The following is a 14,019-nucleotide window of genomic DNA, read 5'->3' on the forward strand; positions in this document are numbered from 1 at the left end:
ATGACCATGACCTGGAACGACAGCGTCCCGATCTATCGCCAGCTGCAGCAACGCGTGGTGGCGATGATCCTGGACGGCGCCTTGAACGAGGGCGACCCGCTGCCGTCGGTACGCCAGGTGGCCGCGGACTTTCAGATCAACCCGCTGACTGTGTCGAAGGCGTACCAGGAACTGGTCGACGAACAACTGGTGGAAAAACGGAGGGGCCTGGGCATGTTCGTCATCGAAGGCGCGCGCGATGCGCTGCTGAAATCGGAACGCGAGCGCTTCCTGCGCGAGGAGTGGCCGGCACTGTTTGCCCGGCTGCAGCGACTGGGGCTGGACCTGAAGACGCTGCTGCGCGAAGCGGCCACCAACAAGGAGGAAAAATCATGAGCGCGGTGATCACGGCCAGCGGCCTGAGCAAGCGGTACAAGTCGGCACTGGCGCTGGACAACGTCAGCTTCCGGATCGAGCCCGGCCGCATCGTCGGCCTGATCGGCCCCAACGGTGCCGGCAAGACCACCGCGCTGAAGGCGATCCTGGGTCTCACCGACTTCACCGGCGAACTGAACGTGCTGGGCTTCGACCCGCGCAAGCAGCGCGACAAGCTGATGGGCGAGGTGTGCTTCATCGCCGACGTGGCCGTGCTGCCGCGCTGGATCAAGGTGCGCCAGGCGGTGGACTTCGTCGCCAACGTGCACCCGCGCTTCGATCGCGCCAAGTGCGAGGCGTTCCTGGCCCGCACCAAGCTCACGCCCGACCAGCGCGTGCGGCAGATGTCCAAGGGCATGATCGTGCAGTTGCACCTGGCGCTGGTGATGGCGATCGACGCCAAGCTGCTGATCCTGGACGAGCCCACGCTGGGCCTGGACATCCTCTACCGCAAGCAGTTCTACCAGAGCCTGCTGGAGGACTACTTCGACGAGAACAAGACGATCATCGTCACCACCCACCAGGTGGAGGAAGTCGAACACATCCTCACCGACCTGATGTTCATCCGCGACGGCAGGATCGTGCTGGATGCCGACATGGACGCGGTCGGCGACCGCTTCATCGAGGTGATGGTCGGGGCCGACAAGGCCGACGCCGCGCGCCAGCTGAAACCGCTGGACGAACGTCAGGTCTTCGGCAAGAGCATTTTTCTGTTCGACGGCGCGAACCGCGCGACGCTGGAGCAGCTGGGCGAAACCCGCCGGCCCTCCATCAGCGACCTGTTCGTCGCCACCATGAAGGGAACCTACGCATGAAAACCACTACCTGGAAAACCATGTACTGGCTGGTGAAGCGCGAATTCTGGGAGCATCGGGGCGGCTTCTTCTGGGCGCCGATCATCACCGGTGGCGTGTTCCTGCTGCTGAACATCATGGGCATCATCACCGCCGAGGTCGTCGGCGCCCGTCACGGCATCAACTTCGGCGCCAGCGGCGGCCTGCAACGCGTCATCGCCGACATGGACGCCGGCGACCTGAGCAAGGTCGGGCTCGCCCTGGACGTGGCGATGTACTCGGCGATGGGCCTGTTGATCGTCGTGCTGGGCTTCGTGGTGTTCTTCTATTGCCTCGGTGCGCTGTACGACGACCGCCGCGACCGCAGCATCCTGTTCTGGAAGTCGCTGCCGATCTCCGACGCCAGCACCGTGCTGTCCAAGATCATCAGCGCCACCGTGCTCGCGCCGGTCGTTGCCGTGATCACCGGCATCGTCGTGGGCATGCTGCAACTGCTGATCCTGGCGGTCACGCTGTCTTTCCATGGCGTGAACGTATGGCAGCTGCTGGTGCTGGCCCACCCGTTTCGTGTCATGTTCAACCTGGTCGGCTACATCCCGCTGTATGTGCTGTGGGCACTGCCCTCGGTAGGCTGGCTGCTGCTCTGCTCGGCCTGGGCACGCAGCAAGCCCTTCCTGTGGGCCGTGGCCTTGCCGGTAGCCACCGGCCTGCTGGTCAGCTGGTTCGGCATCATGGGGCTGTTCGACCTACCGACCACCTGGTTCTGGAAGAACATCGTGCAGCGTGGCCTGCTCAGCGTGTTCCCCGGCACCGGCAGCGTGTTCGGTCACCAGGGCAACTTTGCGGTCAGCGGCAACCCCGCGATGGATTTCATGGACCTGGGCAACACCTACCAGTTGCTGGCATCGCCCAACCTGTGGATCGGCGCGGTGGTCGGCCTGGGCCTGCTCGCTGGCGCGGTCTGGTTCCGCCGCTGGCGCGACGACAGCTGATTTCCCGATCGAATTCGAGATGAGGAGAGCATCCATGAAATCCGCCACCTTCAGCGCACTCGCCCTGATCCTGCTGCTGCCGCTGGCCGCCTGCGGCCAGTCCGGACGGGACACCGCCCCTTCGGGCGCCGCCAGCGACGTGGCCCAGGCCGCAAGGGAAGTTCGCGAGCAGACCTCTTCCTCGGTGATCGCCGCCGAGGTCCGCAAGGGCATCGAGCAGGCCAAGAAGGAGCTGGTCAGCAAGGACATCAGCCTGGGCAGCATCCACGTCGGCAGTGGGCCGAAACCGCACGACGATTCCCGCCCGAAGGCGGTGATCACCCCGCAGGGCACACTGGTGATCGCCGGCAAACCGGTCGCGGCCACGGCGGAGCAGCACGCCATGCTGGTGGATTACCGCCAGCAGATCATCGGCATCGCCGAGGCCGGCATGGACATCGGTGCACAGGGCGCGGACATCGGCATCAGCGCGGCGAAGCAGGCCCTCTGGGGCGCGTTCACCGGCAAGAGCGACCAGGAGATCGAGGCCAGCATCAAGCCGCAGACCGACCAGATCCAGGCCGCCGCCATGGCCTTGTGCAAACGCTTGCCGGACATGCTGGCCTCGCAGCAGAAGCTTGCCGCGGCCATGCCCGAGTTCAAGCCCTACGCCACGATGACGCAGAAAGACGTCGACGACTGCGGCAATGACATGAAGGACAAGGACGGCAAGAAGGGCTTTGCCGTGTTCTCCGACTGAGGAACGACTCCGGAGGAGTGAGAAGCGCAAGGAGAGCAGCGGATGCCGGCTGCTGCTCTTTCCTCACTCCTCCACACCCGTTTCCCTGCCCGCCGGTGAGCGGTCAGCCGTGGATGCCGCCCTTGGTCAGCGCCATCGGGTCGAGCAGATCCTTCAATTCGGCTTTCGACAGCCCGGTGGTCTCCAGCGCCACCTCCATGATCGGCCGGTGCTGCTTGTACGCCAGCTTGGCGGTGGCCGCGCCCTTCTCGTAGCCGATCACCGGATTCAGCGCGGTGACCAGGATCGGGTTCATCGCCAGCGCCTGGTTCACCCGCGCCTTGTTGACCTTGAAGCCGGCGATGGACTTGTCGGCCAGCAGCACGCTGACGTTGCTCAGTACTTCGATCGACTGCAGCAGGTTGTGCGCGATCAGCGGCAGCATCACGTTGAGCTGGAAGTTGCCGGACTGGCCGGCAATGGTGATCGAGGCGTCGTTGCCGATCACCTGCGCGGCGACCATCGCCACGGCCTCGGGGATCACCGGGTTGACCTTGCCCGGCATGATCGACGAACCCGGCTGCAGCGCCGGCAGCTCGATCTCGCCCAGGCCGGCCAGCGGGCCGGAATTCATCCAGCGCAGGTCGTTGGCGATCTTCATCAGCGCGACGGCCAGCGTCTTCAACGCACCGGACAGCTCCACCGCAGCGTCCTGCGCGGCCATGCCCTCGAAATAGTTCTGCGCCGACTCGAACCTCACCCCGGTCAGCTTCTTCAGCTGCGCCGCCATCGCCGGGCCGAACTTCGGGTCGGCGTTGATGCCGGTGCCCACCGCCGTGCCGCCCTGCGGCAGCCGGCGCATGCGCTTCAACGCGTCCTCGATGCGCTCGATCGCAGAGGCCACCTGCGCCGACCAGCCGGACAGCTCCTGGCCGAAGGTGATCGGCATCGCGTCCATCAGGTGGGTGCGGCCGGTCTTCGGCGTGTTCTTCAGCTCGCGGGCGCGCTTGTCGATCGCCTGCTTCAGGTGCTTCAGCGCCGGCAGCAACTGTTCGCTGGTAGTCAGCGTGGCGCTGACGTGGATCGCGGTGGGGATCACGTCGTTCGAGCTTTGCCCGTAATTGACGTGGTCGTTCGGATGCACCTTCGCGCCGGCCGCCACCGCCAGGTGGGCGATCACCTCGTTGGCGTTCATGTTGGTGCTGGTGCCCGAGCCGGTCTGGAAGATGTCTATCGGGAACTGCGCGTCGTGCTGGCCGTCCGCCACCGCCAGCGCCGCCTTGCGGATCGCAGTGGCCTGGCCTTTCTTCAAGTGGCCCAGCGCCAGATTCGCCTCGGCGGCGGCAGCCTTGATCAGGCCCAGCGCGCGAATGAACGCACGCGGCAGGCGCAGGCCGGAGATGGGGAAATTGTCGATCGCGCGCTGGGTCTGTGCGCCGTACAGTGCGTCGGCGGGTACTTTCAACTCGCCCATGCTGTCGTGTTCGATGCGGAAGCCGCTCATGGCCCTGTCCTTCTGGAGATGGAAAACCGGCCAACTATAGGCCGTCGGGCATCGGGCCACCGTCAATGTAAAATGGCCGTTTCCCCGTGCCGGAACGCGCCCCGATGTCCAACCACGCCCTCACCGCCCTGTCACCGCTGGACGGCCGCTACGCCGGCAAGGTCGAGCCGTTGCGCCCGATCTTCAGCGAATTCGGCCTGATGCACCGCCGCGTGCAGGTGGAGATCGAATGGCTGCTGGCGCTGGCCGCCGAACCGGGCATCGCCGAGCTGCCGCCGTTCACGGCCACCCAGATCAAGCAGCTGCAAACCATCGCCGACAGCTTCGCGATCGAGGAAGGCGCGCGCATCAAGACCATCGAGGCCACCACCAACCACGACGTGAAGGCGGTGGAGTACTTCATCAAGGAGCGCATCGGCGCCGATCCCGCGCTGGCCCAGGCCAGGGAGTTCGTGCACTTCGCCTGCACCAGCGAGGACATCAACAACCTCTCCTACGCGTTGATGCTGCGCGATGCGCGCGAGCAGGTGCTGCTGCCGGCCTTCGACCGCATCATCGCCAGGCTGCGCGAGCTGGCGCATGCCAACGCCGCGCTGCCGCTGCTCTCGCGCACCCACGGCCAGACCGCCTCGCCCAGCACGCTGGGCAAGGAACTGGCGAACGTGGTGGCGAGGCTGGAACGTCAGCGCAGGCAGCTCGCCGCGCTGGAGATCCCCGGCAAGATCAACGGCGCGGTGGGCAACTACAACGCCCACGTCATCACCTACCCGGAGATCGACTGGCGCGCGTTCTCGCAGCGCTTCGTGCAGAGCCTGGGGCTGGACTGGAACCCGTACACCACGCAGATCGAACCCCACGACGGCGTGGCCGAATACTGCGACGCGGTGCGACGCGCCAACACCATCCTGATCGACCTGGCGCGCGACGTGTGGGGCTACATCTCGCTGGGCTACTTCAAGCAGAAGCTCAAGGAGGGCGAGGTGGGCTCGTCGACCATGCCGCACAAGGTCAACCCGATCGACTTCGAGAACGCCGAGGGCAACTTCGGTCTCGCCAACGCGCTGCTCGGCCACTTCGCCGAGAAGCTGCCGATCAGCCGCTGGCAGCGCGACCTCACCGACTCCACCGTGCTGCGCGCGCTGGGCACCGCCTTCGGCCACACGCTGGTGGCGCTGGAATCGCTGCAGAAGGGCCTGGGCAAACTCACCGTGAACGCCGAGCGTCTCGCCGCCGACCTCGACGCCAGCTGGGAAGTGCTGGCCGAAGCCGTGCAGACCGTGATGCGCCGCTACGGCTTGCCGCAGCCCTACGAGCAGCTCAAGGCGCTGACCCGCGGGCACGGCATCACGAAGGAGTCGATGCGCGACTTCATCGACAAGCTGGAGCTGCCGGCCGAGGCGAAGCAGCGGCTACTCGAGCTCACGCCGGGTGGTTACGTCGGTTTGGCCGAGGGGCTGGCGCGGGATATCTGACGGGAATCCTCGCATTTCGCACAACTCCTCCCCCTGCTTGCAGAGGGAGGTTGGGAGGGGTGGTTCCGGGATGGCGGGACAGATCAAGAGCACCCCACCCCAGCCCTCCCCTGCTTGCATCGGGAGGGAGTACCGCTCCAGGCCGCGCGCATCGCCGCGCCCGGTGCGTGTCAGGCCAGGGCCTTCTTCACCAGCCCTTCCGCCTCCAGAGCCGCCTGCACCGCCGGACGCTCGGCCACGCGCTTCTGGAACGCCAGCAGCGCCGGGAACGCCGACAGGTCCAGCGCCACCGCCTTCGCCCAGTTGGTCACGGTGAACAGGTAGGCGTCCGCCGCGCTGAACGTGTCGCCCAGCAGGAACGGCTGCTTCGCCAGCACGCCTTCGATGAGCTGGTAGCGCCGCGTCAGGTACTCCTTGCGCTCGGCGCGGGTGATCTCGGGCGTGTCGGGCTTGAACAGCGGGCTGTAGCTCTTGTGGATCTCCGAGTTGATGTAGCCCAGCATCTCCTGCAGGCGGTAGCGCGCCGACGTGCCGTTGGCAGGCGCCAGCTTGCTGTCAGGCTTCTGGTCGGCCAGGTACTGCACGATCGCCGGGCCTTCGGTGAGCCGTTCGCCGTTGTCCAGCTCCAGCACCGGCACGTAGCCCTTGGGGTTGATCTGCCAGAAATCCGCGCCGTGCTCGGTACGCTTGGCCTTGCCGTCGACTTTTTCCAGCGTGAGTGGAAGGCCGGCCTCGAGCGCCACGATGTGCGGTGAAAGCGAACAGGCGCCGGGGGAATAGTAGAGTTTCATGCGATGACTCCTGGTGGGGATGGGAGATGGACGGCGCGCCAAGCGAAACGCAGCGCACCCTATTCATGCATGCTACCCTTTAGTGGTTACTGTTGGATACTACCTAATCAATGGTTAACCTCAGGATGAGGTAACCGCGCGGTTACCGCACCATCCCATCACCAACGAGCACCCCATGGGCCTCCCCGTCCGCAAGAGCAAGGTCGCACCGCCGCCCGCCTGCCCGCTCACCGAAAGCCTGGCGCTGCTGCGCGGCGCCTGGGCACCCAACGTGATCTGGTACCTGAGCGGCGAACCCCGCCGCTTCGGCGAACTGCGCCACGACATCCCACGCATCTCCGCCCGCGTGCTCAGCGCCCGCCTGCGCGAACTCGCATCGCGCGGGCTGGTGTCGCGCCGCCTGCTCGACACCTCGCCACCCTCGGCCGAATACGCGCTCACCGAATTGGGCCGCGAACTGCTGCCGGCGATCAATGCACTGGCGCGGGTGGGACAGAAGCTGATTGCGGAGTGGGATTCGCGGGCTTCAGTGGGGAAGCGGGCACGCGTAATGGGGTGAGGCGCCTATTGGCAGCTTGCCCCTGATGCCCGCACGTGGAACGCAATCGCAGCCATCTCTGGGCGCAACCAACCGCTGCAGGATCAGGCCGCATCGAAAGGGACAAACCGTTGACTTCGGCAGATCGGGATCAAGACGGATGGTCCATTCGTTTCCCTCACTCCACCTCATCCGATCCTTCATTGACTCCTTCGAACAGGAACGTCGAGAGATACCGCTCACCGGTATCCGGCAGCATGGCCAGCAGCACCGACCCCTCGGGCGCTTCCGCGGCGACCTGCACCGCGGCAGCCAGCGTGGCGCCGGAGGAAATACCGGTGAAGATGCCTTCCTGCTGCGCCAGCGCACGCGAGGTGTCGCGGGCCAGCACGTCGTCGATCGGCACGATGCGGTCGACCACCTGCGGGTTCAGCACGGCCGGCACGAAATCCGGCGTCCAGCCCTGGATCTTGTGCGGCTGCCATTCCTTGCCGGAGAGCAGCGCCGCGCCGGTCGGTTCGCTGGCGATCACCTTGACCTCCGGCCGCGCCACCTTGAGCACCTCGCCCACGCCGGTGAGCGTGCCGCCGGTGCCCCAGCCGGTGACGAAGTAATCCAGCCGGCGGCCGGCGAAATCGCGCAGGATTTCCGCCGCGGTGGTCTGCCGGTGATACGCCGGGTTGGCCGGGTTTTCGAACTGGCGGGCGAGGAACCAGCCGTGCTTGCTGGCCAGTTCTTCCGCCACCTTGACCATGCCGGTGCCGCGCGCGGCGGCGGGGGTGAGCAACACCTTGCCGCCGTAGGCGCGGATCAGCTTGCGCCGCTCAACCGAGAACGAGTCGCTCATCACCGCCACGAAGGGATAGCCGCGCGCCGCGCAGATCGCCGCCAGCGCCACGCCGGTGTTGCCGGAGGTGGCCTCGACCACGGTCTGACCGGGCTTCAGCGTGCCGCGCTGCTCGGCATCCAGGATGATCGCCAGCGCCAACCGGTCCTTCACCGAACCGGCCGGGTTGAACGCCTCCACCTTCACATAGAGTTCGACGTGCTTCGGAGCGAGGCGCTGGAGACGGACGATCGGCGTGTTGCCGATGGTGTCGAGGATGCTGTCGTAGATCATGGAGGTGCTCCGGCAGGCTGGGGGAAAACGTCGCGCGATCATGCACCTGCCCGGGTGAAGATTTCCACCTGGCGCCCGGCGTTGCCGGCCCGAAGCTGGCCAACGGCGCCGCGGGCCGGCACGGCAACACCCGTGTCGGAACCCGACGACAGGATGATGGCGCCGTATCGACATCGGCCACGCCGGTCACCGCTACAATGCGCCAATGACCAAGCCAGCCTCCCTTCCGATCGAAGTCCGCGGTTCCGCGAAGCAGCCGCTGGGCATGTCGCCCGCCCGTTTCCTGCGCGACTACTGGCAGAAGCGCCCGCTGCTGATCCGCCATGCGTTCCCCGGCTTCCAGCCGCCGCTGCAACCGGATGATCTGGCCGGCCTGGCCTGCGAGCCAGCCGCGCTGGCGCGGCTGATCGTGCACGACGAGAAGCGCGACCGCTGGCAGGTCAAGTCCGGCCCGCTCGACGAGGCCGATTTCGCGAAGACACCCAGCACCAACTGGACCTTGCTGGTGCAGGACGTCGACAAGTGGGACGCCGACGTGGCGCAACTGCTGGAGCACTTCCGTTTCCTGCCCAGCTGGCGGGTGGACGACGTGATGGTCTCCTACGCCGAACCCGGCGGCGGCGTCGGCGCGCACGTCGACCAATACGACGTGTTCCTGCTGCAAGGCCTGGGCCAGCGCCACTGGGCGATCAGCGACGACCCACTGGCGCCGAAGGCGTTCCGCCCCGACGTGGAACTCAAGCAGCTGGTGCAGTTCGAGCCGACCCACGAATGGCTGCTGGAACCGGGTGACATGCTGTACCTGCCGCCGGGCGTGCCGCACGACGGCGTGGCCTTCGGCGGCCCATGCATGACGTTCTCCATCGGCATGCGCGCACCGTCGCAGGCCGAGCTGACCGGCGACCTGGCCGACTTCATCGCCGAGCATCTGCCGGAGGAATTGCGCTACGCCGATCCGGACCTGAAGCCGGCCACCGCCACCGGCGAGATCGACCGCGCCGCCATCGATCGCCTGAAGGATGCGCTGCCGTTCGCCGCCGCCCTGCGCGACGACCTGCTGCGCGACTGGTTTGGCCGCTTCATCACCCGCTACCGCAACGCGCAGGTACCGGCGCCGCCGGAAAAGCCGCTGGCCGAGGCCGCCTTGGCCAAACAGCTCGACGCCGGCGCGCAACTGCTGCGCCACCCCTGGTCGCGGCTGGCCTGGAGCCGTGGCAAGTCCGCCTGCACGCTGTACGCCAGCGGCCACGCCTACCCCGCCACGCCCGCGCTGGCGCAGCAGCTGTGCGAGCAGCGCACGCTCGACATCGATCGCAAACTCGACGCCGTCGAGCGCGACCTGCTGCTGGCGCTGGTCAACGACGGCCACCTGCTGCCGCGCAAGCCGCGCCGACGCCGATGAAGCTGCAGGACTTCCATCTTGAAGTCGCCGACTGGTCGCGCGAGGACCAGCGCACTGCCCTGCTCGACCTGCGCGAGGCGGTGTTCATCCGCGAACAGGGCGTGCCCGAGCAACGCGAGCGCGATGGTCTGGATGCAGACTGCTGGCACGTGCTGGCGCGCGACGAGAGCGGCCGGCCGATCGGCTGCGGCCGGCTCACGCCGGAGCACAAGATCGGACGCATGGCCGTGCTGCAGGAATGGCGCGGCCGCGGCGTCGGCGTGGCGTTGCTGCGCGAACTGGTCGCCCGTGCCCGCACGCAAGGCTGGCCGGAAGTGGCGCTGGACGCCCAGGTCAGCGCGATCGGTTTCTACCAGCGCGAGGGGTTCGTCGCGCACGGCGAGGAGTTCGAAGACGCCGGACTGCCGCATCGGGCCATGCGCCTGGCCTTGCCCGCAGCGGCCAGAGATGCCGCGCCGCTGCGCGACATCGGCGTGCTGCCCGTCGGCACGCGCGGCGAGGCGGCCGACGCACGCCTGCAATTGCTGGCCGATGCGCGCCACCAGTTGTCCATCTACCTGCCGCTGCTGGACGACGACCACTACGCGAGTGCGGAGGAACTGGCCGAGCTGCGTCGCATCGCCATCTCCGGCCGCGGTGCGCGGATCCGCATCCTGCTGCACGACCCGGCTGCCGCCCTGCGCAACGACCACCGGCTGATCACGCTGGCGCAGCGTCTGCCCAGTGCGATCCAGATCCGCACCCCGGTGGAGGAGACCGACCTCGCCTACACCTCGGCCTACCTGCTCAACGATGCCGGCGGCTACCTGTTCCTGCCCGAGGCGGATCGCGCACAGGGCCGCGCCGCGCGCCATGACCGCGCCAACCAGGCACCGCTGCAGCAGCATTTCGACGAAGTCTGGGAACGCGCCGAGCGGGCCAGCGAGCTGCAGGCGCTGGGGCTCTAGGGATGCCCCGACTGAACAGTGGCTGGCCCGGCGTTCAGTCGGGCCAGCCACCATCGATCATGCGCAAATCGCATGAAACCGCTGCATGCGGCGAAGACCCGCATTAGACCATCGTCGGACAGACCCGCCGAAAGGCCGCCCCGGGCGGCCCGCGGGTTGCCGCGTCGCAGCAGCCAAAGGCTATAATCCTCGGGATTCTCCCCAGTCATCCGCATGAGCGGCCTGTCGGGCTTGAAAACCGGCCGGAAACCGCGACCTCTCAAGGTCACACGGATGATTGCAAGCATCCCTTCCCTGCCGGTGGTGACGTGACTACAAACCTGATCCGCGAGTTCTTCGAATCCTCCCAACTCGCTGGCGGCAACGCCGATTACGTCGAATCGCTCTACGACGCCTGGCTGGCCGACGCCTCGTCGGTCCCGGCCGAATGGGCCAGTTACTTTGCATCCTTCAAGGGCCGCGAGTCGGGAGACGTCTCCCACGCCGCAGCCATCGCGCGCATCGAAGCCGCCCAGAAGCAGCGCCACAATGGCGTCGCCGCCGTGCCGGTCAGCGACGAGCACGCGCGCAAGCAGGCCGGCGTGCTGCGCCTGCTCACCGCCTACCGCTCGCGCGGCCACCTCGCCGCCGACCTCGACCCGCTCGGTCTGACCGAGAAGATGCCTGCGCCGGATCTGGGCCTCGCCTTCCACGGTCTTTCCGACGCCGACCTCGATACCGAATTCGACACCGGCAACTACGCCGGCGGTGGTCAGCGCCTGAAACTGCGCGAGCTGCTTGCGCGCCTGCAGAAGACCTACGCCAGCACGATCGGCGCCGAGTTCATGCACATCAGCAACCACGAGCAGCGCAACTGGATCTACAGCCGCCTCGAACAGGCCAGCGGCCAGAGCGGCCTGGACAAGGCCGGCAAGCAGCGCGTGCTGGACGGCCTCACCGCCGCCGAAGGCCTGGAGCGCTACCTGCACACCAAGTACGTCGGCCAGAAGCGCTTCTCGCTGGAAGGCGGCGACAGCCTGATCCCGATGCTGGACGACGTGGTGCGCGCCGCCGGTGACAACGGCATCAAGGAGCTGGTGATCGGCATGGCCCACCGTGGCCGCCTCAACGTGCTGGTCAACATCCTGGGCAAGCCGCCGAAGACCCTGTTCGACGAATTCGAGGGCCGCTTCGACCACCCCGACGACCCGGCCCACTCCGGCGACGTGAAGTACCACATGGGCTTCTCCGCCGACGTCAAGACGCCCAGGGGCGGCGTGCACGTGGCGCTGGCGTTCAACCCGTCGCACCTGGAAATCGTCAACCCGGTGGTGAGTGGCTCGGTGCACGCGCGCCAGACCCGCCGCCGCGACACCGCGCACACGCAGTCGATGGCCGTACTGATCCACGGCGACGCCGCGCTGGCCGGCCAGGGCGTGAACATGGAACTGTTCAACATGTCGCAGGCGCGCGGCTTCAAGATCGGCGGCAGCCTGCACATCGTGGTCAACAATCAGGTCGGCTTCACCACCTCCAATCCGCAGGACGCGCGCTCCACCATGTACTGCACCGACCTGGCCAAGATGGTCAATGCGCCGGTGCTGCACGTGAACGGCGACGACCCGGAAGCGGTGATCCTGGCCACCCGGCTCGCCTACGACTTCCGCAAGCAGTTCCGCAAGGACGTGGTGATCGACCTGGTCTGCTACCGCCGTCACGGCCACAACGAGGCCGACGAGCCGGCCGCCACCCAGCCGGTGATGTACCAGATCATCCGCAAGCGCCCGACCACGCGCGACCTGTACCAGCAGCAACTGGTGAAGGAAGGCGTGCTCGCCGAGGGCGAGGCCGCGAAGCAGTTCGACGCCTATCGCGAACGCCTGGAAGCCGGCGCGCCGATGACCGAACTCGATCCGGCACCGGTCCGCGACGGCCACGTCGACTGGGCCCGCTTCCTCGGCGGCAAGCTGTCCATGCCGGCCGACACCACGGTGCCGAAGCCCAAACTGCTGGAGCTGGCCGGCAAGATCCTCGCCCTGCCCGCCGACCTCACCCTGCAGCCGCGCGTGGCGAAGATCTACGACGACCGCCGCAAGATGGCCACGGGCGAGCTGCCGGCCGACTGGGGTTTCGCCGAAAACCTGGCGTACGCCACCCTGATCGACGCCGGCCACGACATGCGCCTGGTCGGCCAGGATTCCGGCCGCGGCACCTTCTTCCACCGCCACGCCGTGCTGCACGACCAGAAGGACGGCCACACCTGGATGCCGCTGGCCACCGTGCGCGCCGGCGCCGACGTGGAGGTGATCGACTCGCTGCTCAGCGAGGAGGCGGTGATGGCGTTCGAGTACGGCCACTCCACCACCGACCCGGACACGCTCAACATCTGGGAAGCCCAGTTCGGCGACTTCGCCAACGGCGCACAGGTGGTGATCGACCAGTTCATCAGCTCCGGCGAAGCGAAGTGGAACCGCCTGTGCGGCCTGGTGCTGCTGTTGCCGCATGGCTACGAGGGCCAGGGCCCGGAGCACTCCTCCGCCCGCCTCGAGCGCTTCCTGCAACTGTGCGCGATGGACAACATGCAGGTCTGCGTGCCGACCACGCCGGCGCAGGATTTCCACATGATCCGCCGGCAGATGCTGCGTGCCGCACGCAAGCCGCTGATCGTGATGACGCCGAAGTCGCTGCTGCGCCACAAGCTGGCGGTGTCCACGCTGGACGAACTGGCCAACGGCAGCTTCCAGCTGGTGCTCGGCGAGCATCGTGCGCTCGCCGCGAAGAAGGTCAAGCGCGTGGTGCTGTGCTCGGGCAAGGTCTACTACGACCTGCTGGAGGAAGCCGAGAAGCGCGCCCTGGCCGACGTGGCGCTCGTGCGCGTCGAGCAGCTGTACCCGTTCCCGCGCGAGGAAGTGACTGCCGAACTGGACAAGTATCCTTCTGCCAAGGAGGTGATCTGGTGCCAGGAGGAGCCGATGAACCAGGGCGCCTGGTTCCAGATCCGCCACCACCTGCAGGCCTGCATCGACAGCAAGCACAGCCTCTCCTACGCGGGGCGCGCGCGCTCGCCGGCGCCGGCCGCCGGCCACCACAACACTCACGTCGCCGAACAGACGGCACTCGTCGAACAGGCACTGACCGCCCCGGTCGGCACCGACCACTCCGCAGAATAAAGACCCCCAAGGATCGTTATGTCCATTGAACTCAAAGTCCCCGTCCTGCCCGAGTCCGTCTCCGACGCCACCATCGCCAGCTGGCACAAGAAGGCCGGCGACGCGGTGAAGCGCGACGAGAACCTGGTCGATCTCGAAACCGACAAGGTGGTGCTGGAAGTGCCCTCGCCGGTCGACG

At 67.1% G+C, this 14,019-nt stretch carries 13 protein-coding genes; 10 read left to right on the top strand and 3 right to left on the bottom strand.

The window, feature by feature from the left end:
- Genes R5H19_RS10470 through R5H19_RS10485 form a run of 4 tightly spaced genes read left to right on the top strand, consistent with a single transcriptional unit; the run spans position 1 to position 2,939 of the window.
- A complete protein-coding gene (locus R5H19_RS10470) occupies positions 1–375 on the top strand; it encodes a GntR family transcriptional regulator (RefSeq protein ID WP_318158930.1) in 375 nt (124 codons plus the stop codon).
- Complete coding sequence (locus R5H19_RS10475) at positions 372–1,229, top strand: ABC transporter ATP-binding protein (RefSeq protein WP_318158931.1); 858 nt, start codon at positions 372–374, stop codon at positions 1,227–1,229. The genes R5H19_RS10470 and R5H19_RS10475 overlap by 4 nt, the downstream gene beginning before the upstream one ends.
- Positions 1,226–2,200: an ABC-2 transporter permease gene (locus R5H19_RS10480; protein ID WP_318158932.1), complete on the top strand. Its 975-nt coding sequence runs from the start codon at positions 1,226–1,228 to the stop codon at positions 2,198–2,200. The genes R5H19_RS10475 and R5H19_RS10480 overlap by 4 nt, the downstream gene beginning before the upstream one ends.
- 34 nt (positions 2,201–2,234) lie before the next feature.
- Positions 2,235–2,939, top strand: coding sequence for a hypothetical protein (locus tag R5H19_RS10485; protein WP_318158933.1), 705 nt, complete (start codon positions 2,235–2,237; stop codon positions 2,937–2,939).
- Between the two features lie 103 nt (positions 2,940–3,042).
- On the opposite strand, the gene R5H19_RS10490 is transcribed toward R5H19_RS10485, so the two are convergent.
- Positions 3,043–4,422 (bottom strand): class II fumarate hydratase, encoded by a 1,380-nt coding sequence (locus tag R5H19_RS10490; RefSeq protein WP_318158934.1) that lies wholly within the window; start codon positions 4,420–4,422, stop codon positions 3,043–3,045.
- Between the two features lie 104 nt (positions 4,423–4,526).
- Between R5H19_RS10490 and purB the strand changes: the two genes are divergently transcribed.
- Entirely contained in the window at positions 4,527–5,894 is a 1,368-nt protein-coding gene (gene purB / locus R5H19_RS10495) for an adenylosuccinate lyase (RefSeq protein ID WP_318158935.1), read from the top strand.
- 170 nt (positions 5,895–6,064) lie between these two features.
- Here the strand turns inward: purB and gstA are convergent, their stop codons facing one another.
- Positions 6,065–6,685 (bottom strand): glutathione transferase GstA, encoded by a 621-nt coding sequence (gstA, locus tag R5H19_RS10500; protein ID WP_318158936.1) that lies wholly within the window; start codon positions 6,683–6,685, stop codon positions 6,065–6,067.
- Positions 6,686–6,860: 175 nt separating this feature from the next.
- Between gstA and R5H19_RS10505 the strand changes: the two genes are divergently transcribed.
- Positions 6,861–7,244 (top strand): helix-turn-helix domain-containing protein, encoded by a 384-nt coding sequence (locus tag R5H19_RS10505; RefSeq protein WP_318158937.1) that lies wholly within the window; start codon positions 6,861–6,863, stop codon positions 7,242–7,244.
- A 157-nt stretch (positions 7,245–7,401) separates the two neighbouring features.
- Here R5H19_RS10505 and cysK read toward each other — a convergent pair whose 3' ends face one another.
- Positions 7,402–8,343 (bottom strand): cysteine synthase A, encoded by a 942-nt coding sequence (gene cysK / locus R5H19_RS10510; protein WP_318158938.1) that lies wholly within the window; start codon positions 8,341–8,343, stop codon positions 7,402–7,404.
- A 205-nt stretch (positions 8,344–8,548) separates the two neighbouring features.
- Between cysK and R5H19_RS10515 the strand changes: the two genes are divergently transcribed.
- The 4 genes from R5H19_RS10515 to R5H19_RS10530 all read left to right on the top strand — a co-directional run.
- Positions 8,549–9,745, top strand: coding sequence for a cupin domain-containing protein (locus tag R5H19_RS10515; RefSeq protein WP_318158939.1), 1,197 nt, complete (start codon positions 8,549–8,551; stop codon positions 9,743–9,745).
- Positions 9,742–10,692, top strand: a complete 951-nt coding sequence (locus R5H19_RS10520) for a GNAT family N-acetyltransferase (RefSeq protein WP_318158940.1) — start codon at positions 9,742–9,744, stop codon at positions 10,690–10,692. The genes R5H19_RS10515 and R5H19_RS10520 overlap by 4 nt, the downstream gene beginning before the upstream one ends.
- A 308-nt stretch (positions 10,693–11,000) precedes the next feature.
- Complete coding sequence (locus tag R5H19_RS10525) at positions 11,001–13,841, top strand: 2-oxoglutarate dehydrogenase E1 component (protein WP_318158941.1); 2,841 nt, start codon at positions 11,001–11,003, stop codon at positions 13,839–13,841.
- Between the two features lie 18 nt (positions 13,842–13,859).
- On the top strand, positions 13,860–14,019 hold a 160-nt coding region (locus R5H19_RS10530; protein WP_318158961.1), incomplete at its 3' end, for a biotin/lipoyl-containing protein.

The sequence above is a fragment of the Rhodanobacter sp. KK11 genome (assembly GCF_033345435.1).
Classification (GTDB): Bacteria; Pseudomonadota; Gammaproteobacteria; order Xanthomonadales; family Rhodanobacteraceae; genus Rhodanobacter.

Excerpts from the sequence above, each read along its gene's own strand:
- R5H19_RS10470 (WP_318158930.1), top strand. The coding sequence starts at position 1 with ATGACCATGACCTGGAACGACAGCGTCCCGATCTATCGCCAGCTGCAG.
- R5H19_RS10475 (WP_318158931.1), top strand. The coding sequence starts at position 372 with ATGAGCGCGGTGATCACGGCCAGCGGCCTGAGCAAGCGGTACAAGTCG.
- R5H19_RS10480 (WP_318158932.1), top strand. The coding sequence starts at position 1,226 with ATGAAAACCACTACCTGGAAAACCATGTACTGGCTGGTGAAGCGCGAA.
- R5H19_RS10485 (WP_318158933.1), top strand. The coding sequence starts at position 2,235 with ATGAAATCCGCCACCTTCAGCGCACTCGCCCTGATCCTGCTGCTGCCG.
- R5H19_RS10490 (WP_318158934.1), bottom strand. The coding sequence starts at position 4,422 with ATGAGCGGCTTCCGCATCGAACACGACAGCATGGGCGAGTTGAAAGTA.
- purB (WP_318158935.1), top strand. The coding sequence starts at position 4,527 with ATGTCCAACCACGCCCTCACCGCCCTGTCACCGCTGGACGGCCGCTAC.
- gstA (WP_318158936.1), bottom strand. The coding sequence starts at position 6,685 with ATGAAACTCTACTATTCCCCCGGCGCCTGTTCGCTTTCACCGCACATC.
- R5H19_RS10505 (WP_318158937.1), top strand. The coding sequence starts at position 6,861 with ATGGGCCTCCCCGTCCGCAAGAGCAAGGTCGCACCGCCGCCCGCCTGC.
- cysK (WP_318158938.1), bottom strand. The coding sequence starts at position 8,343 with ATGATCTACGACAGCATCCTCGACACCATCGGCAACACGCCGATCGTC.
- R5H19_RS10515 (WP_318158939.1), top strand. The coding sequence starts at position 8,549 with ATGACCAAGCCAGCCTCCCTTCCGATCGAAGTCCGCGGTTCCGCGAAG.
- R5H19_RS10520 (WP_318158940.1), top strand. The coding sequence starts at position 9,742 with ATGAAGCTGCAGGACTTCCATCTTGAAGTCGCCGACTGGTCGCGCGAG.